Source organism: Ruegeria atlantica (assembly GCF_013032505.1).
Classification (GTDB): domain Bacteria; phylum Pseudomonadota; class Alphaproteobacteria; order Rhodobacterales; family Rhodobacteraceae; genus Ruegeria; species Ruegeria atlantica_F.
Genome location: NZ_WQCG01000004.1, coordinates 211353 through 226733, shown reverse-complemented (window position 1 = coordinate 226733; position 15381 = coordinate 211353). Strand labels below are relative to the sequence as shown.

Annotated in this window: 22 protein-coding genes; 8 read left to right on the top strand and 14 right to left on the bottom strand. The window is 57.4% G+C overall.

Annotated features, from left to right (window positions below; all coding sequences use genetic code 11):
• The first annotated feature begins 188 nt into the window (after positions 1 to 188).
• A complete protein-coding gene (locus GOW92_RS16690) occupies positions 189 to 1094 on the top strand; it encodes a LysR family transcriptional regulator (protein ID WP_170411679.1) in 906 nt (301 codons plus the stop codon).
• Between the two features lie 83 nt (positions 1095 to 1177).
• On the opposite strand, the gene GOW92_RS16685 is transcribed toward GOW92_RS16690, so the two are convergent.
• The 5 genes from GOW92_RS16685 to GOW92_RS16665 all read right to left on the bottom strand — a co-directional run bounded on the left by GOW92_RS16685 (position 1178) and on the right by GOW92_RS16665 (position 4727).
• A complete protein-coding gene (locus tag GOW92_RS16685; protein ID WP_170562076.1) occupies positions 1178 to 2080 on the bottom strand; it encodes an OmpA family protein in 903 nt (300 codons plus the stop codon).
• Positions 2077 to 2658 carry a peroxidase-related enzyme gene (locus GOW92_RS16680; RefSeq protein ID WP_174822539.1) on the bottom strand — a complete coding sequence of 194 codons (582 nt, stop codon included), beginning with the start codon at positions 2656 to 2658 and terminating at the stop codon, positions 2077 to 2079. The genes GOW92_RS16685 and GOW92_RS16680 overlap by 4 nt, the downstream gene beginning before the upstream one ends.
• Complete coding sequence (locus GOW92_RS16675; RefSeq protein ID WP_170562069.1) at positions 2655 to 3374, bottom strand: GNAT family N-acetyltransferase; 720 nt, start codon at positions 3372 to 3374, stop codon at positions 2655 to 2657. Before GOW92_RS16675 ends, GOW92_RS16680 begins: the two co-directional genes overlap by 4 nt.
• Entirely contained in the window at positions 3371 to 4093 is a 723-nt protein-coding gene (locus GOW92_RS16670) for a competence/damage-inducible protein A (RefSeq protein WP_170562066.1), read from the bottom strand. The genes GOW92_RS16675 and GOW92_RS16670 overlap by 4 nt, the downstream gene beginning before the upstream one ends.
• Before the next feature lie 70 nt (positions 4094 to 4163).
• Positions 4164 to 4727, bottom strand: a complete 564-nt coding sequence (locus tag GOW92_RS16665) for a TetR/AcrR family transcriptional regulator (RefSeq protein WP_170562063.1) — start codon at positions 4725 to 4727, stop codon at positions 4164 to 4166.
• Between the two features lie 99 nt (positions 4728 to 4826).
• Here GOW92_RS16665 and GOW92_RS16660 point away from each other — a divergent pair, with 99 nt between their 5' ends.
• Complete coding sequence (locus tag GOW92_RS16660) at positions 4827 to 5582, top strand: SDR family NAD(P)-dependent oxidoreductase (RefSeq protein ID WP_170562060.1); 756 nt, start codon at positions 4827 to 4829, stop codon at positions 5580 to 5582.
• 39 nt (positions 5583 to 5621) lie between these two features.
• The gene (sfsA, locus tag GOW92_RS16655; RefSeq protein WP_170562057.1) at positions 5622 to 6338 is read left to right on the top strand and encodes a DNA/RNA nuclease SfsA; all 717 of its coding nucleotides are present in this window, start codon (positions 5622 to 5624) and stop codon (positions 6336 to 6338) included.
• Positions 6339 to 6365: 27 nt separating this feature from the next.
• Here sfsA and GOW92_RS16650 read toward each other — a convergent pair whose 3' ends face one another.
• Complete coding sequence (locus GOW92_RS16650) at positions 6366 to 7181, bottom strand: class I SAM-dependent methyltransferase (protein WP_170562054.1); 816 nt, start codon at positions 7179 to 7181, stop codon at positions 6366 to 6368.
• Between the two features lie 200 nt (positions 7182 to 7381).
• On the opposite strand from GOW92_RS16650, the gene map reads away from it, so the two are divergent.
• A complete protein-coding gene (gene map / locus GOW92_RS16645) occupies positions 7382 to 8194 on the top strand; it encodes a type I methionyl aminopeptidase (RefSeq protein WP_170562051.1) in 813 nt (270 codons plus the stop codon).
• Here the strand turns inward: map and GOW92_RS16640 are convergent.
• The 4 genes from GOW92_RS16640 to GOW92_RS24965 are packed head-to-tail and all read right to left on the bottom strand — an operon-like array spanning position 8182 to position 10781.
• Complete coding sequence (locus GOW92_RS16640; protein WP_170562047.1) at positions 8182 to 8361, bottom strand: hypothetical protein; 180 nt, start codon at positions 8359 to 8361, stop codon at positions 8182 to 8184. The two genes, map and GOW92_RS16640, sit on opposite strands and share 13 nt — an antisense overlap.
• A 23-nt stretch (positions 8362 to 8384) precedes the next feature.
• Positions 8385 to 9020, bottom strand: coding sequence for an HAD family hydrolase (locus GOW92_RS16635; protein ID WP_170562044.1), 636 nt, complete (start codon positions 9018 to 9020; stop codon positions 8385 to 8387).
• On the bottom strand, positions 9013 to 9573 hold the full coding sequence (gene rsmD / locus GOW92_RS16630) for a 16S rRNA (guanine(966)-N(2))-methyltransferase RsmD (RefSeq protein ID WP_170562041.1): 561 nt from the start codon (positions 9571 to 9573) through the stop codon (positions 9013 to 9015). Before rsmD ends, GOW92_RS16635 begins: the two co-directional genes overlap by 8 nt.
• Positions 9570 to 10781: an NAD(P)/FAD-dependent oxidoreductase gene (locus GOW92_RS24965; protein ID WP_170562038.1), complete on the bottom strand. Its 1212-nt coding sequence runs from the start codon at positions 10779 to 10781 to the stop codon at positions 9570 to 9572. Before GOW92_RS24965 ends, rsmD begins: the two co-directional genes overlap by 4 nt.
• 99 nt (positions 10782 to 10880) lie before the next feature.
• Here GOW92_RS24965 and GOW92_RS16620 point away from each other — a divergent pair, with 99 nt between their 5' ends.
• From GOW92_RS16620 to GOW92_RS16605, 4 genes are all read left to right on the top strand, one after another.
• Positions 10881 to 11366, top strand: a complete 486-nt coding sequence (locus GOW92_RS16620; protein WP_170562035.1) for a peroxiredoxin — start codon at positions 10881 to 10883, stop codon at positions 11364 to 11366.
• 104 nt (positions 11367 to 11470) lie between these two features.
• Positions 11471 to 11716, top strand: a complete 246-nt coding sequence (locus GOW92_RS16615) for a glycine zipper 2TM domain-containing protein (RefSeq protein ID WP_170562032.1) — start codon at positions 11471 to 11473, stop codon at positions 11714 to 11716.
• A gap of 7 nt (positions 11717 to 11723) precedes the next feature.
• Complete coding sequence (locus tag GOW92_RS16610; protein ID WP_254453061.1) at positions 11724 to 12077, top strand: hypothetical protein; 354 nt, start codon at positions 11724 to 11726, stop codon at positions 12075 to 12077.
• 33 nt (positions 12078 to 12110) lie between these two features.
• Positions 12111 to 12419, top strand: coding sequence for a hypothetical protein (locus tag GOW92_RS16605; protein WP_170562026.1), 309 nt, complete (start codon positions 12111 to 12113; stop codon positions 12417 to 12419).
• On the opposite strand, the gene GOW92_RS16600 is transcribed toward GOW92_RS16605, so the two are convergent.
• The 4 genes from GOW92_RS16600 to GOW92_RS16585 are packed head-to-tail and all read right to left on the bottom strand — an operon-like array spanning position 12416 to position 15158.
• A complete protein-coding gene (locus GOW92_RS16600; RefSeq protein WP_170411625.1) occupies positions 12416 to 12709 on the bottom strand; it encodes a 4a-hydroxytetrahydrobiopterin dehydratase in 294 nt (97 codons plus the stop codon). The two genes, GOW92_RS16605 and GOW92_RS16600, sit on opposite strands and share 4 nt — an antisense overlap.
• Complete coding sequence (locus GOW92_RS16595) at positions 12706 to 13893, bottom strand: GNAT family N-acetyltransferase (protein WP_170562023.1); 1188 nt, start codon at positions 13891 to 13893, stop codon at positions 12706 to 12708. The genes GOW92_RS16600 and GOW92_RS16595 overlap by 4 nt, the downstream gene beginning before the upstream one ends.
• 45 nt (positions 13894 to 13938) lie before the next feature.
• Entirely contained in the window at positions 13939 to 14706 is a 768-nt protein-coding gene (locus tag GOW92_RS16590) for a glycerophosphodiester phosphodiesterase family protein (RefSeq protein WP_170562021.1), read from the bottom strand.
• On the bottom strand, positions 14703 to 15158 hold the full coding sequence (locus GOW92_RS16585; protein WP_170562018.1) for a RidA family protein: 456 nt from the start codon (positions 15156 to 15158) through the stop codon (positions 14703 to 14705). The genes GOW92_RS16590 and GOW92_RS16585 overlap by 4 nt, the downstream gene beginning before the upstream one ends.
• Positions 15159 to 15381 lie beyond the last annotated feature (223 nt).

Here is a 15381-nt window from a genome sequence, read left to right as displayed (position 1 = left end):
CATATCCGGCTGAAATCACCCAAAACCCTTGGCTTACAGGCTTTGTGGCCATCTGGGAAACCATCGTTTCCGCGTTTCCCATATGCAAACGATCCGAATTGAAACCCTGATATTATCCAATGTATGCCCTGTTTCCGCCCAGATTGGACGTCAGGTTGGCTCAAAGCACTAAGACCTGGGGAACGAGAATGGACCGACTGACCGAAATGGAAGCCTTTGCCAACGTGGTGGACCAGGGTGGCTTCACCGACGCGGCCAAGAAAATGGGCATCTCCAAATCGGCCGTGTCAAAGCATGTTTCCAGCCTCGAGGCCCGTTTGGGCGCAAGGCTGCTGAACCGCACGACCCGGCGTGTGTCGCCAACCGAGATTGGCCTGGCATATTATGATCGCGCGCGGCGTGTTTTGAATGACGCGGGCGAAGCCGATGCGCTTGTGACCTCGATGCAATCCGCCCCCTCGGGTCTGCTTCGGATCAGCGTTGCGACAGATTTCGGCGTCAATCACCTGTCTCCGGTTTTGTCAGACTTTCTGGCGGCCTATCCTGATATCACCGTGAACATGGTTTTGAACAACCGTTACGTCGAGCTGATTTCCGAAGGCTTCGATGTGGCCGTACGGATTGGTGAGCTGGAAGACAGCACCCTGCGCGCGCGCAAGTTGACTGAAACCGTCAAGCGGATGGTCGCGGCACCTAGCTATGTCGAGAAATTCGGCCGACCACAGAAAATTGACGACCTGAACGAACACAAGCTGCTGCACTACTCCAGCCAGTCTTCAGGCAACGTCTGGAAACTGACCGCACCTTCAGGCGAAAAACGACAGGTACGCACCGCGGGGTGGCTGAGCGTTAATGACGGTCAATCCCTGTTGAATGCGGCCATTTCCGGGCTGGGGATCGCTTATCTGCCCAGCTACCTGTACGCAGATGCGCTGAAGTCCGGTGCTGTACTGGACGCTATGCCGTCGCTTCCGGACGAGGTTCAGGGCGTCTACGCCGTTTACCCGCCCGGACGCTTTACTCAGCCCAAGGTGCGGGCATTCATAGATTTTCTCGTCGATGCCTTTCACGAAAAAGGCCCGATGGACTGGTGAATTAACCTCGGTGAAACTGTACGGCCCGCGCCTGCTGCGTGGGCCTTTTTTTATCGGCCATGATGTGAACGGGACTGCAGGGTTTAGTTGACCAGCAAAACCGCCTCAACCCGGCGATTCAGATCCCGGCCTTCCGGCGTGGCATTCGAGGTGAGCGGGGCAAGATAGCCGATTCCGCGCGCCTCGACCCGGTCTGCCGCGACGCCATGCGCCTCGATCAATCGGGCGCGTACAGCCTGAGCCCTGCCGGTACTGACCGAGATGTTGGCATCCAGCGCACCGGTGTCATCCGTGTGGCCCACAAGTGCCAGCCGGGTACTTGGGTTTTTGGCCAGAAACTCCGCTACCAATTCAAGCGAGGAAAAAGGCCCCTCGCCTAACGTCATCTCTCCGGTGCGGAAATGCAGGTCTTCCAATATTGTATGCCCGTTTTGTTCCAGACTGGCTAACAAATCGCCGGGCGACGTGACCGGTTCGTCGATCACAAGCGGTGGTGACGCCTCTGCACCCACCGGGGTGACCCGGATCATCTGCACATACCCGTCAGGCGGATTTCGACTGACCAGCAGGCTGACCACATTTCCCCCTCGGATGGCAGACAAAAAACGATAGTCCTGAATAGCCACGTACATGTCTGGTGTGGGCACAACTTCGGTGCCAAAGCGGAAGTCGAATCCACCACACGTTTTGGCCTGGCACTCAAGCAATACCTCGTACCCTTGCGCAGCGATCTGGTCACGCAACGGGGCCAGCAATTGCAGCGTCGTGCTGGAGCCGGATTGCAACCGCCAGGTAAACCGCTCGACTTTTCCTTCGACTTCTCGCGCCGGTACCGCCCCATCCGCAAAGGGCCCGATTGGCAGCTCATAGCTGTCAAGTTCACTGGTACGCTCGCTGACAAGACGCGCGCCGGAAGGCATTGTCAGGTTCTGCGCAAGACCCTGGCCGGCCATGATCATCAGGAATAGGGCAGCGGTTCGGATCATCGGGCCTGCGCATGGTATTCGTCGTTCGGAGCCATCGCCGTTGCGCTGGCCACCCGGTTCGACATGTTGAAAAATCCGGTCACATTGGCGATATCCCAAATGTCCCGGTCACTGAACCCAACATCCCGCAGACGTTGGCGATCAGGCTCTTCAATCTCGGTGCTGGCAGTGGTCATTTTGGCGGCAAAATCCAACATGGCGCGTTGGCGTTCATCCAGCGGTGCCACGCGGTAATTCATCACCAGCATCTCACCCAGTTGTGGGTTGCCCGACATTTGCCGGACAGCTGCCCCGTGGGCCACCAAACAGTAAAAGCACTTGTTGATCGCGGATACGACCACCGCGATCATTTCGCGTTCCAGTTTGGACAATCCGCTGTCGCCAAGCATCAGATCGTTGTAGTTCGCCGTAAACGCATTCAGCTTGTCGATATCGAATGCGTATGCCTTCAGCACATTGGGCACAAAACCCAGCTTTTCGACACAGATATCAAAATATTTCTGCGTTTCAGGCGGCAGCGGGTCCACAATCGGCAGGTCCAGCGCGGTGGGCAAGGTTTGGTTGGTCACGGCGGTCATTCTCCTTGGACAAGCTGACGGTAGTGGTATTCTCCGGTGATCTCCATCCCGAGCGCATGATAGAGACCATTTGCCCCGTCATTGGCTTTGGTGCAGATCACGCTCAGTGTATGCGCGCCGTTCTTTTGCGCCCAAATCCCCGCAGCGCGCATGGCCCATTGGCCCAGACCCTGACGTCGGTGCGCAGGCAGAATTTCCAGTGCATGGACCATTGCCACACCATCATGAATGGCGACAAATCCTGTCCCTGCCGGTTGATCGGAACGGCGCAGGAATACACCCGTTTTGGGCCCCTCCGCGCGGTCCATGACGGCCAGCCGTTCCGGCCCGATGACACCCTGCGCCCAGATCTCCTTCATGATCGCCAGCGGGCTCCAGATCGTAAAAGCGGTCACCCGCGGAATCGGTGTATCGGTCAGGTGATCCACTGGACATTGATAGATGTTGACCGGATCCAGAACCTCATAGCCACGATCCGCAAGCTGTATATCCAGCCCTGCGTCGGCGGTACGAAGGCAGAAAATAGGCCGTTGACCCATCGCGCGCATTGCCTGTTCGGCGTCATTTATTTCCGCATCGGTCGCCGGTGCCAGCGCATTGGCAGAGGAAACCCGCGAACCGCCACCCAATCCTTGCCGCAGGCGAAACGGGCCTAAAATACTATACCCAGCCGCTGGCCATGTGCCGTCGACGATGTCAGCCCAGTCAACGCTCAAAGCTCTAGCTCTTTCGCCAACCGGGTCGTCGCCGCATCAATTTGTGATCCGTTAGTACCCCGAACCACAACGTTAGAGCCGAATACGCCGTTCACCTGAAACGGATAGCTGCCGATGGCGAGATCTGGGAAATCTTCGGCCAGTGTGGACAGGATCGAGGCGATTTCACCTTCACCTCGGTTGATCCGCAGCGTTTGCGACAGCAAGGGATCGCCACCGGTCAGCTTTGGCAGAACGCTGGCGACCATGGCCTGAAAGATTGTGGGGATACCCGCCATCACATGCACATTCCCAAGCGTGAACCCTGGCGCGGTCGAAACGGGATTATCGATCAATGTCGCTCCATCCGGAATACGCGCCATACGCAACCGCGCGGCGTTCAGTTCCAGCCCCGAATTCTCATAGTGCCGTTCCAGCAACGCGCGGGCATCATCCCGCACGCCGATCGTCGCCCCAAAGGCTCGGGCAATACACTCGGCCGTGATGTCGTCATGAGTTGGCCCGATGCCGCCACTGGTGAACACATGATCAAAGCGGTCGGACAGCGCTTGGGCGGCTTCTTCGATGGCGGTTGGATCATCGCTGACGATACGCACTTCTTTCAGGTCAATGCCCTGTTTGGTCAGCTCTTGCGCAAGGTAGTTCGTATTTGCATCCCGCGTGCGTCCCGACAGGATTTCATCTCCGATCACAAGCATCGCTGCGGTTGGGTTCGGCATGACCTGTCCTTTCCTGCTATGGCACAGGCCGCAAGATATCGTTCTTGCCGAGCCTCGCAAGGTCCGTTTGTCAGTCCTGCAGTGTTTGGGCCGGCAAATCCGCCGTAATACGTTGGAACAGGTCCATGTCATTCATCGACCGCGCAAGGATCATCGCTCCTTCCAATCGGGCGATCGTTTCACCGGCGCGCGCTTCGGGGTTTGAGGCACCGGCGGCCCTGAAGACAGTTTCCAGCCATACGAGATTGCGTTCGAAAAACTCACGCGTCCTTCTGGCAACCGGGTCTGGCAATCTGGCGATCTCGGCACCGAACATGCCGCACAGGCACATCAGATCCTGTTCAATCAACGCCTGTCGATACGCTGCCACATATTGCTCAAGGGATTCCAACGGCGTTGCCTCGTCCAACCGACCCAGTGCCCCCAGAAACCGATCAGTGTACCGGGTAACCAGCGCCTCGCCCAAGGCTTCTTTGGTTGGAAAATGATAGTGAATGCTGGCGGATTTGATGCCGATTTCAGCCGCGATGTCGCGAAAACTAAAGGCATAATAGCCGCCTTGTCGCGCCATTCGCTCGGCCACATTCAATATGCGATTGGCGGTTTCTGACAGGGGTTTTTCCGTTTTGGGCATCGACGCCTCAATCTAATAATTACCTATCACTAGATAGGGGGTTGCATTTTATTTTCCAAGCTCAATATATCTACCTATCAGTAGATAGGGAATCTAATCATGGCACAGAAAACAACACTCATCATCGGTGGATCCAGTGGAATAGGTTTGGCCACAGCGCGCCAAATCATAGCAAGCGGCGGGCACGTGACCCTTGTCGGGTCATCGGCTGGCAAGTTGGACGCGGCGAAAGCGGAACTTGGCGACAACGCAGACATATACCGCGCGAACCTGCGAGACACGGCAGACGTCGAGGGGTTGATCAAACAGATCAAATCGGACGCGCGTCACATTCAGGGATTGGTTAATTCAGCCGGGACATTCGCGCCAAAACCGTTCCTGGAACACACGGCCGAGGATTACGACAGCTATCTGGACCTGAACCGCGCGACCTTTTTCATCACACAGGCCGTGGTCGAAAACATGAAAGCCAACGGAGGCGGCAATATCGTCAACATAGGCTCTATGTGGGCAAAACAGGCGGTACGCGCAACACCGTCCTCGGCCTATTCGATGGCCAAAGCCGGGCTTCATTCTCTGACACAGCACTTGGCTATGGAGCTGGCGGAACACAACATCCGGGTGAACGCCGTTTCTCCGGCGGTGGTGGTGACTCCCATCTATGGGGCCTTCATCGCACCGGACCAGATCGAGGCGACCTTGACTGATGCTTTCGACGCTTTCCACCCCATCGGCCGCGTCGGTCGGCCCGAGGATGTGGCGCATACCGTCACCCACCTTCTGTCCAATGACGCGGGTTGGGTCACCGGAGCAATCTGGGATGTGGATGGTGGCGTAATGGCGGGCCTCGTCTGACACTTCCCATACGGGCGGGCGGGCGTTAAGCCGGGTGGCATGAAGTTTGCCACCCCATTGATCCCCGCCCGCCTGATCCGTCGCTACAAACGCTTTCTGGCCGATTGCCAGTTAGAGGACGGGCGTGAAGTAACCGCCCATTGTGCCAATCCGGGTTCAATGATGGGCCTGGCGGAACCTGGCGAGAAGATCTGGCTGGAACCCAACGACGACCCGAAGAAAAAACTGAAATACGGCTGGCGTCTGGTCGATCATGAGAACGGGCATTTTACTGGTGTTGACACCTCGGTACCCAACAAAGCACTGCGCGCGGCCCTTCAGGCCGGCGAAATACCCGAGCTTGCAGCCTATGAAACCGTCCGTCCCGAGGTGAAGTACGGCGAAAACAGCCGTATTGATTTTCTGCTGACGCAACCTGGCCTGCCCGACGCCTATGTCGAGGTCAAAAGCGTGACCCTGTCCCGAGAACCGGATCTGGCAGAATTCCCCGACAGCGTCACCGCACGCGGTACCAAACATCTGGGAGAGCTGACGGCCATGGTGACCCAAGGACATCGCGCGATCATGTTGTATCTGGTGCAACGCACCGATTGCGACCGGTTCTCGCTGGCGGCGGATATAGACCCGGCCTATGCGGCGGCATTTGAGACGGCACAGGCGAAGGGCGTCGAGCGATTGGTGTATGGTACGCAAATTTCGCCCGACGGTGTTTGGGTGGATACCACACGATTCGGGGCTTTTAACCTGCCCGGATAATGTCACTCGCCCCCTGTCAGGTCCGGTTCACCCCTTGTTTCGGCATTCGAACTGGGTAGCTGAAAGGGGCATCACCATATCACTGGACTCAAATCTGGACCGCAGCGCCGACAGCATTTCGGCCACAACCGCATCCGGATCGACGCCTCCGCGCGCTCTGATTTCGTCAATCAACGGATTTCCATACACCAGGGCTGTCGCAAATTTCTCAAGGTCGGCGATTGGCTTGTTCAACCTGATGGTTTCGTGCGTAACGGTCCCCCAACCTGCGGCCGCAAGGTCCGCGTGTACGATGTCGGGGTCGCCGTAGTGGAACGGGACCTTGTAGAACCCGGGTGGGTTTTCGGGAAAGAACGTCATCGCCGCTTTGTGGGCTGTCTCGGAAAACGGGTTTTCGGACATATCGCTCCATACATTGAACACGTACCGGCCACCTGGCTTCAGAACACGGGCGGCTTCGCGATATGACGCAGTTTTGTCCGGAAAGAACATCACGCCAAACTGGCAAACGATCAGGTCAAAACTGTTGTCTTCGAAGGGCAATTCCATTGCGTTCGCTTGGGCAAACTCGACATTCTCACTGCCGGCGAGCTTGGCTTTTGCAATCTCCAACATGGGCGGATTAAGGTCCGTAACCGTCAGTGAAACAGACGGGTTTAACGCGTCGCGCAGCTTACGGCTGACAATTCCCGTTCCTGCGGCAAGCTCCAGAACGCGACCCGTTTCAAGGCCGCCACACAACCCGGTTAACCTGTCGGCATAGTCTTCGAAAATGTTCGGTCCCAGACCCTGATCGTAATGGTGTGGAATTTCACCGACAAAATTGGCAGAATTGCTGGACATTTCGATCCTCCAAAACGATCTCACTGGGAAAAAACAACATTCTATCTGAAATTATGATTTTGAGCGAATTTGGCAGACTTTGAAGCCTTGATCTGGGGGCGTTCCGCGCCATCTAACACCCGCAAACGCGCACCCTCTGGAACTTTCTGCACAAGCAGCGTAAAAGGCAGGCTGCGCGCAACATTTGGAGCTTAGCGTCGATGAAAGAACATCGTGGCCGCCTGACAAAAGACGGCATCCGCATTTACGAACAGGGAGACTTTGCTGGCATGCACGCCGCAGGGGCCTTGGCCGCGCGGATACTCGACGATATCGCAGAACATGTTTTTCCGGGCCAGACCACTGGGGCGCTTGACGGCATGATCACGCAGATGGTCGAGGATGCGGGCGCGACATCGGCGACGATTGGCTACAAAGGCTATCAGCACGCCAGCTGCATCAGCGTGAATCACGTGGTTTGCCACGGCATTCCCGGCGACAAACGGCTGAAGGATGGTGATATCCTGAATATCGATGTCACGGTCATCGTGGATGGCTGGTTCGGCGATACTTCGCGCATGTATGTTGCGGGAAAACTGCCCCGCAAGGCCGAACGTCTGATCCAAGTGACGCATGATGCGCTGTTCAAGGGCATCGAAGCGGTCAAGCCGGGCAATACGTTCGGCGATATCGGTCACGCCATTCAGGCCTATGTCGAGGCGCACCGGATGAGCGTTGTCCGTGATTTCTGTGGTCACGGACTGGGCCGCGTGTTCCACGCGCCGCCGAACGTGCTGCACTATGGACGTCCGGGCACCGGCGCGGTTCTGGAAGAGGGCATGTTCTTCACCATCGAACCGATGGTGAATCTGGGTCGCCCTGAGACGAAAACGCTGGCCGATGACTGGACCGCTGTGACCCGCGACAAGTCGCTGTCAGCGCAGTTCGAGCACTCGGTGGGCGTTACATCAGATGGCGTCGACATTTTCACCCTGTCGCCGGGCGAAAAATTTCATCCGACCTATTCGTCCTGATCGGCGGCCTGTTCGCGCAGGAGTTTCAGCAGCAATGTCTCTGACCCCCACGGTGTGATTGCATCGTGAATGAAGACAGGCGCGCGCGTTGGCTTAGGCTCAGGGCCGGTGCGGGCTTCGGCGTCCTTCGAAGGTGTCCAGAGAGGTGAGGTCAAAGCGCGGTCCATGGGCCGAGCTTACCATGGTCAGTTCAGATTCCCAAAAGGGTCGGAACCTCGGTCATATCGGAAAAGACCTCAGCTCCAATTCTGGCAAGTTGCGCGCCATCATCATGCGCTGCATAGCCCAGGCACCGCATACCGGCGCGGATTGCTGCTGTGGCACCGCTGGCGCTGTCTTCGATCACGACCGGCGACTTGGCCCCGAAGTGGCGCGCTGCAGTCAGAAACATGGTTGGGTCGGGTTTGCCAACACCCAACGTATAGGCCGAGAACATCACGTCCTTGAAGCGATCCCAAAGGCCATTCTGCCCCAGCGTGACTCGCATTTTGTCCGGCCCACCATTGGAAGCAACGCAGAAAGGTATTCCCCGCTCATCCAAAAGCGTTATCAATTCCCCAACGCCGGGAACCAAAGGGACACCTTGCCTCAGGCGGGCATCGGTTTCTGCATCGAATTCCTCAACCCAGTTCTCAGGCAGGCTAGCACCCAAACCGAGCGCGGTGTCCCGCACTTCCGGCATGCTTTTGCCGGTGAAAATCCTGTGGCAATCTTCTTCCGTCAAGGACAGTCCATGTCGGGCAAAGTTCGCGACCATCACCTGATTGGACAACGGCTCACTGTCGACCAGAACGCCGTCGCAATCGAAGATCACCAGATCATGCATCCGGATCGCCGTTCCACATCAGCGTTATATGCGTGTCGCCGTATTTTCGGCTGTCTTGCAGAGTGAAACCTTCGGGCGGCTGCATTGGGGCGTTTTCCTCCCACACGATCAGTGCGCCATCAGCGATCCAGCCGTTGGACAAGGCCGCAACGGCATTTTGACCGAGCCCCTTTCCGTATGGTGGATCCAGAAAGATCAGATCATAGGGCGCGTTTGTATTCTCGCTCAAGCGTGTCGCGTCGCGACGGATCAGGTCCGTGCGGTCAGCGCTGCGCGTCAGATCAATGTTCTTGCGGATCAACCCCTGTGCTACACGCCCGTCATCCACAAACGTCACATGCGCCGCACCGCGCGAGAGCGCCTCTAGCCCCAATGCGCCGGTACCGGCAAACAGGTCGAGAACACGCAGCCCATCAAAGTCGATCTGATGGCTCAGCACGTTGAACAGGCTTTCGCGCACCCGGTCCGTGGTGGGGCGCAGGTGCGCTGCGGCATCACCTTTGCCGACCGAAGCCAAGGCACGGCCTCGGAAATCTCCGGCGATGATCCTCACGCTTTGAGCAACGGTTTCAGGTCCGCGTCTGGGTCTGCCACGACCGTCGGATCGGCAGTCTTGCCCGCGTCTATCAGGCGTTTTCCGACCATGTAAGCGCGCGGGTCGTTCATGGCATCTACCGCAATCAACTGATCGCCTTCGTAGTACCAGAAGGACACCGTCTGCCCTTCACCCTTACGGGTCACGACACGGTCATACCCGGTATTTAGACCCGCAATTTGCAATTTGACATCATACTGGTCTGACCAGAACCAGGGCGTTGCCACATAGTCCTTAGCGGCACCCAGCATGTTCTGCGCTACGATTTCGGCCTGATCAATTGCGTTCGGAACGCTTTCCAGCCGGATGCGGCTACTGCCATGCGGGAAGGACGCACAATCGCCCGCAGCCCAGATCGACGGATCAGACGTGCGGCCATGAGCGTCCGTTTTGATGCCGTTGTCCAGTTCCAGCCCAGCCATCTCGGCCAGTTGGGTCGACGGTGCAATGCCCACACCAACCACGACGAAATCGACTTCAAGCTCGGTGCCATCGGTCAGGACGGCTCCGGTGACTTTGCCGTCGCGGCCCACCAGACGATCCAGTCCGACGCCTTCACGGATGTCGGCACCGTATTCGGTATGCAAAGCACGGAAGTAATCGCTGGTTTCCGGCGCCGCAACGCGTTGCAAAATACGCTCTGCCATCTCGACCAGTGTGACCTTGACCCCGCGCTTGGCGCAAACCGCAGCCGCTTCAAGCCCGATATAGCCACCACCCACAATCAGAGCGCGCGCACCTTCCGTCACGCGTGGCTCCATCTCGTCGATATGGGTCAGGTCGCGTACGACATGGACCCCTTCAAGGTCACCGCCAATGGCCGCAGGCAGGTAACGCGGATCAGAACCGGTTGTCAGGGCCAGTTCGTCATACGCAATCACTTCGTCGCCCAGCGAAACAGTCTTGGCCTGCGGGTCGATCGCGGTCACGCGCTGACCTAGACGCAGGGTGATGTTGTTGTCGGCATAAAAGCTTTCAGGGCGCAGGAACAGGCGTTCAAGTTCCATCTCACCCAACAGATAAGCCTTAGACAGGGGCGGTCTTTGGTAAGGCAGGTGCGGTTCAGCACCAATCAACGTGATGTCGCCTTCAAACCCGTCCTTACGCAGCCTCGCAACAAGGGATGATCCCGCCTGCCCGGCTCCGATCACAACAATATGGCTCATCTTCGTTCTGCCCCGTCAAATTCCCGTGGTTTCATTCACTGGCTCACCTATATTGCGGCTGAGGCCGACTCTGCAAATCCAATCGACAGGAGGAACAAGATGATTTCAACCGGTGATACGCTTCCCGACGCAACGTTGACTCAAATGGGGGCAGAAGGACCCGAAGAGGTTCGGATTTCGGACAAGACCAAAGGCCGCAAAGTTGTGCTATTTGCGGTACCCGGTGCATTCACGCCGACCTGCCACTCAGCCCACGTGCCCAGCTTTATGCGCACCAAGGAACAGTTCGACGCAAAGGGCGTGGACGAGATCATCTGCATCTCGGTCAACGATCCCTTTGTAATGAACGCATGGGGCGAAGCTACTGGCGCGACAGCTGCCGGTCTAACCATGCTGGCCGACGCCGCGTCCGAGTTTACCAAAGCTATCGGCATGGATTTCGACGCCCCTCCCGTCGGACTGATTGCGCGTTCAAAACGCTATGCGATGTTGGTCGAAGATGGCAAAGTCGTTGCGCTGAACCTTGAAGAAAACCCTGGTGCCTGCGAGATTTCGGCGGGCGAGGGTCTGCTTGAGGCCATCTAAGTCACTCGGGCCCCGGTTCGGCCGGGGCCACGTTAACCCTATTTCACTTGATGCGAATTCCTGATGGGTCGATACTTGGCCCAGTCTTTCAGGGAGTTTTTTTGATGAAGCTCAAAATCATCACAGTCATTCTGGGTGCCACGGGTGCACTGGCCGCGTGTGGCCCTGCTCCGACACCTCAACAACAGCAGGCGCGGCAGCATGAAATTGCCTGCCTCGGCGGCACGTTGGGCGGCGCGCTGATCGGTGGCGCGATCGGCAATCAATTCGGCGGAGGCACGGGCAAAGACATCCTTACTGCGGCAGGCGCTGTGGCCGGTGGCGCCTCGGGCCAGCGTTTCGCGTGCTGAGAAGGGAATGATGATGAAAACAGCGATTTTGACGGCAACAGCGATAGTTTTGGCCAGTGCAACCTTTGCGGAAACCGTGGCCGAGCTGCATGAAAAACAACTGAATGCAATTGATGCAAATAATGACGGCTTCCTGTCCAAGGACGAGTTCAACGCCTTTTCGGATTATGCCTTTCAGGCAATGGACGAAGACAAGAACGGAACGCTGGGTCTGGAAGAGGCCAAGCCGTTCTTGGACATAAAGCAGTTTCAAAACGTTGACCGCAACAACGACAGCTTTATCTCACGATCAGAGTATGACCGGCAGATGGGCGATGATTTTTCTACCGCCGATCAGGACGGAAACGGCCAGTTGAATTGATCGAACAACCGGGTTGAACGATAGGAGCGTGGTATGAAAAAGTGGATAGCCCTCGGCATTCTGGGGTTTCTTGCCGCCTGTGATACGCAGCAAGCCCCTGTGGTGACCGGACCGGACGGTCAAGCCCGGATCCAGATCAATACTGCGGGCCTGACGTGCTATGATACGCGTTGTTTGGACATCAATCCAGCGGCGCGAAGCGTTCGATCGGTTGGGAATCGGACAACCGGAATTCCACGAGACATCGACGTTAGTAACGGCACGGTCACACCCGCCGATTTCCGACGTCTTGGTGAAATCGCTTCTCTGGCCGGCGGTATGGGCTCCAGAGGAGACCGTTAGACGAGGCTGTCCATTTTTCGCGCCAACTTGGCGTCCAGCGACGATAACCCACCAACATCATGTGTGGACAGGACCACCTCGACCGTGCGGTACACGTTTGACCATTCTGGGTGATGGTTCCATTTCTCGGCAAAGATCGCCACCTGGGTCATCCAGCCAAAGGCGTGGACAAAATCCTCGAAAATGAAGGTCTTGGTGATCGCGTCCCGGTCCGTGACCATGGTCCAGCCGTTGTCGAACAGCGGATCAAGAAGAGGGCCGCGAGTTTCGGTCGACAATAGTTCCGTCATTGCTGTTCCTCCGGATTCGATTTTCTGAACGGACCGTAATCCGTCAGAATCTCGATCTCTTCTCCCACTGCGTGGGCCTCGGCGTCCAGATATTTCTTTATCGCATCGGCAAAGCCCGGGTCATTGACCCAATGCAAGCTATGCGTGTACGTGGGCAGATAACCTCGCGCCAGCTTGTGTTCACCCTGCGCGCCTGCTTCGACCCGTGCCAGACCTTCCGCGATGGCAAAGTCGATCGCCCTATAATAGCACAATTCAAAATGCAGGCAGGCGTGATGCTCGGTGCAGCCCCAATAGCGACCAAAGAGCGTCTCGCGGCCTATGAAATTAAGCGCACCGGCAATTGCGTGCCCGTCCCTCTCTGCCAGAATCAAGGCCATGTCACCCGCCATGGTTTCATGTGCAATATCAAAGAACTGGCGGGTCAGGTAAGGCACACCCCATTTCCGCGATCCGGTGTCCTGATAGAATTGCCAGAAAGCGTCCCAGTGTTCGCGGCGCAGATCATCCCCTGACAGTGTGCGAACCTCGCCGCCAAAATCGTTGGCCTGCGCACGTTCTTTCCGGATGTTTTTGCGCTTGCGCGAAGATAAAGCCGCAAGAAACCCGCCAAAATCAGCATAATCATCATTCAGCCAGTGAAACTGCTGAGAATGGCGCAGCATCAGGCCCATCTGCTGGCCTGCCAGCGCCTCATCCTCGGTGCAGAAGGTCGCGTGAATCGAAGACACCTGATTGTCCGCGGCTAGTTGCACCGCCCCCTGCACCAGGGCCGACATGCCCATTGCCTCATACCCGGGACGAACCAGAAACCTGCGCCCGGTGGCCGGGGTGAACGGAACTGCGATCTGAAGCTTGGGATAGTAACGCCCACCGGCGTTCTCATAAGCATGGGCCCAATTGTGGTCGAATATGTATTCACCCTGACTGTGGGATTTTGCATACATCGGAGCCGCCGCGACCAGCATGCCGTCGAGATAAGCCGTCAGGTATTGCGGCTGCCATCCGGTGCCGCGTCCGACCGAGCCACTGTGTTCCAATGCAAGAAGGAACCGATGCGTAGTGAACGGATCAAACGGTCGCCCGCCGTCTACGACCTCGGGGCAGGCGCAGCTATCCCAATCCGCCGCAGATATCTGCGACAATGAGCTTAGTACCCGAACCTCAATCTGCGCCTGATCCATTTGTCCTCCGCGTCAGACCTTTATCTGTGACGTCGCAGGGTCGGTTCAACCCGGATGAGCGGCCTGGTAGCCTTCGAAGGTCACATTGTCGGCAATTGCGCGGGCTTTTGCCTCTTGTTCAGGCGATCGCACAGTCCAACACAAGATCGGTACGCCGCGCGCCTTCAGGTCGGCTACGCGAGGGCGTTCAAGGTCTTCGACCTCGTGACTGATGAAGCTGGCACCGACTCGGTCGAAATCGGGAATGTCGCGCAGATGGTCACAGACGCTCTGGGGTAAAAGTTCTACCTTTGGCTGGTAGGAACCTGTCACGATGCCGCGCGGCAGGTGCGGTGCCAACCGCGCCAGTTCCGCAACCGAATTAGGATTAAACGACATAACCGCCACCGGACCCGTATAGCCCTGTAAGGCGCGCACTGCGTCTTGTTCCATTGGGCCTACGGATGTGCCCATCGCGCCGTCCTGATCCTTGAACTCGATCAGCAGCGGGACCTTGCCCGCCACGATCTGCAGAACCTCATCCAACGTCGGGATGCCATCATCTGCGTGCAGCAGAGTGGTGCCTGACGCCTGCGCCGAAGTGATCTGCTGGATCGGTCCGGGCTGCCCGGTCAGGCGGGTCATGTCATAGTCATGAAACACCATAGCCCGGTTATCCGAGGTTCGTTGCAGATCAATCTCGATCCCATAACCGGCGTCGACAGCAGCCCGAATGGCCGCCCGGCTGTTTTCCGGGCGGTGGTCTTCTTTGTCATGCAGCGCCCGGTGCGCCAACGGGACTTGAAGAAATACGTCAGGTAGTTTGGGCGTCATTGAACTTCGAAAATACCTTCGATCTCAACCGCCACACCCAAAGGCAGCGCTGCCGCGCTGACAGCGGAACGCGAATGGCGACCCGCATCGCCCAGCGCCTCGACCAGAAAGTCCGACGCGCCGTTGATCACCTGCGGCTGGGCAGTGAAGTCGGCGGTCGAATTCACGAATCCGGTCAGCTTGATCACGCGCACCAGCTTTTCGATGTCGCCTCCGCAAGCTGCTTTGACCTGTGCCAAAAGGTTGATCGCACACACCTTTGCAGCAGCAGCGCCAGCCTCGACCTCCATGTCGGCACCCAGCTTGCCGGTAATCAGGTCGTCATCCTTCGAGATCTGTCCCGAGACATAGACGATATTGCCCACGCGCACGAAGGGCACATAGTTGGCAGCCGGCGCAGGCGCGTCCGGCAGGTTGACGCCCAGGCTTTCCAGTTTCGCCGCGATGCTCATGAGGTCTCCTCCCAGTTCTGAGTCGGGGCGAAGCTAACCGGGAAGGCGAGGATCGAAAAGTGCGAAAACGGCGATGTGACCTCAACCGTATGTGGGCGTAACTTTTCTTATTCCGAACTGTTGAACGTGTGTCACTTTACGTTGACCGCTTCGGCGGGTTAAACGCTATCTGTTTCATATTGGTGGCGAAACGCTTATGTGAATTTGGATAGGCCGGGCACAA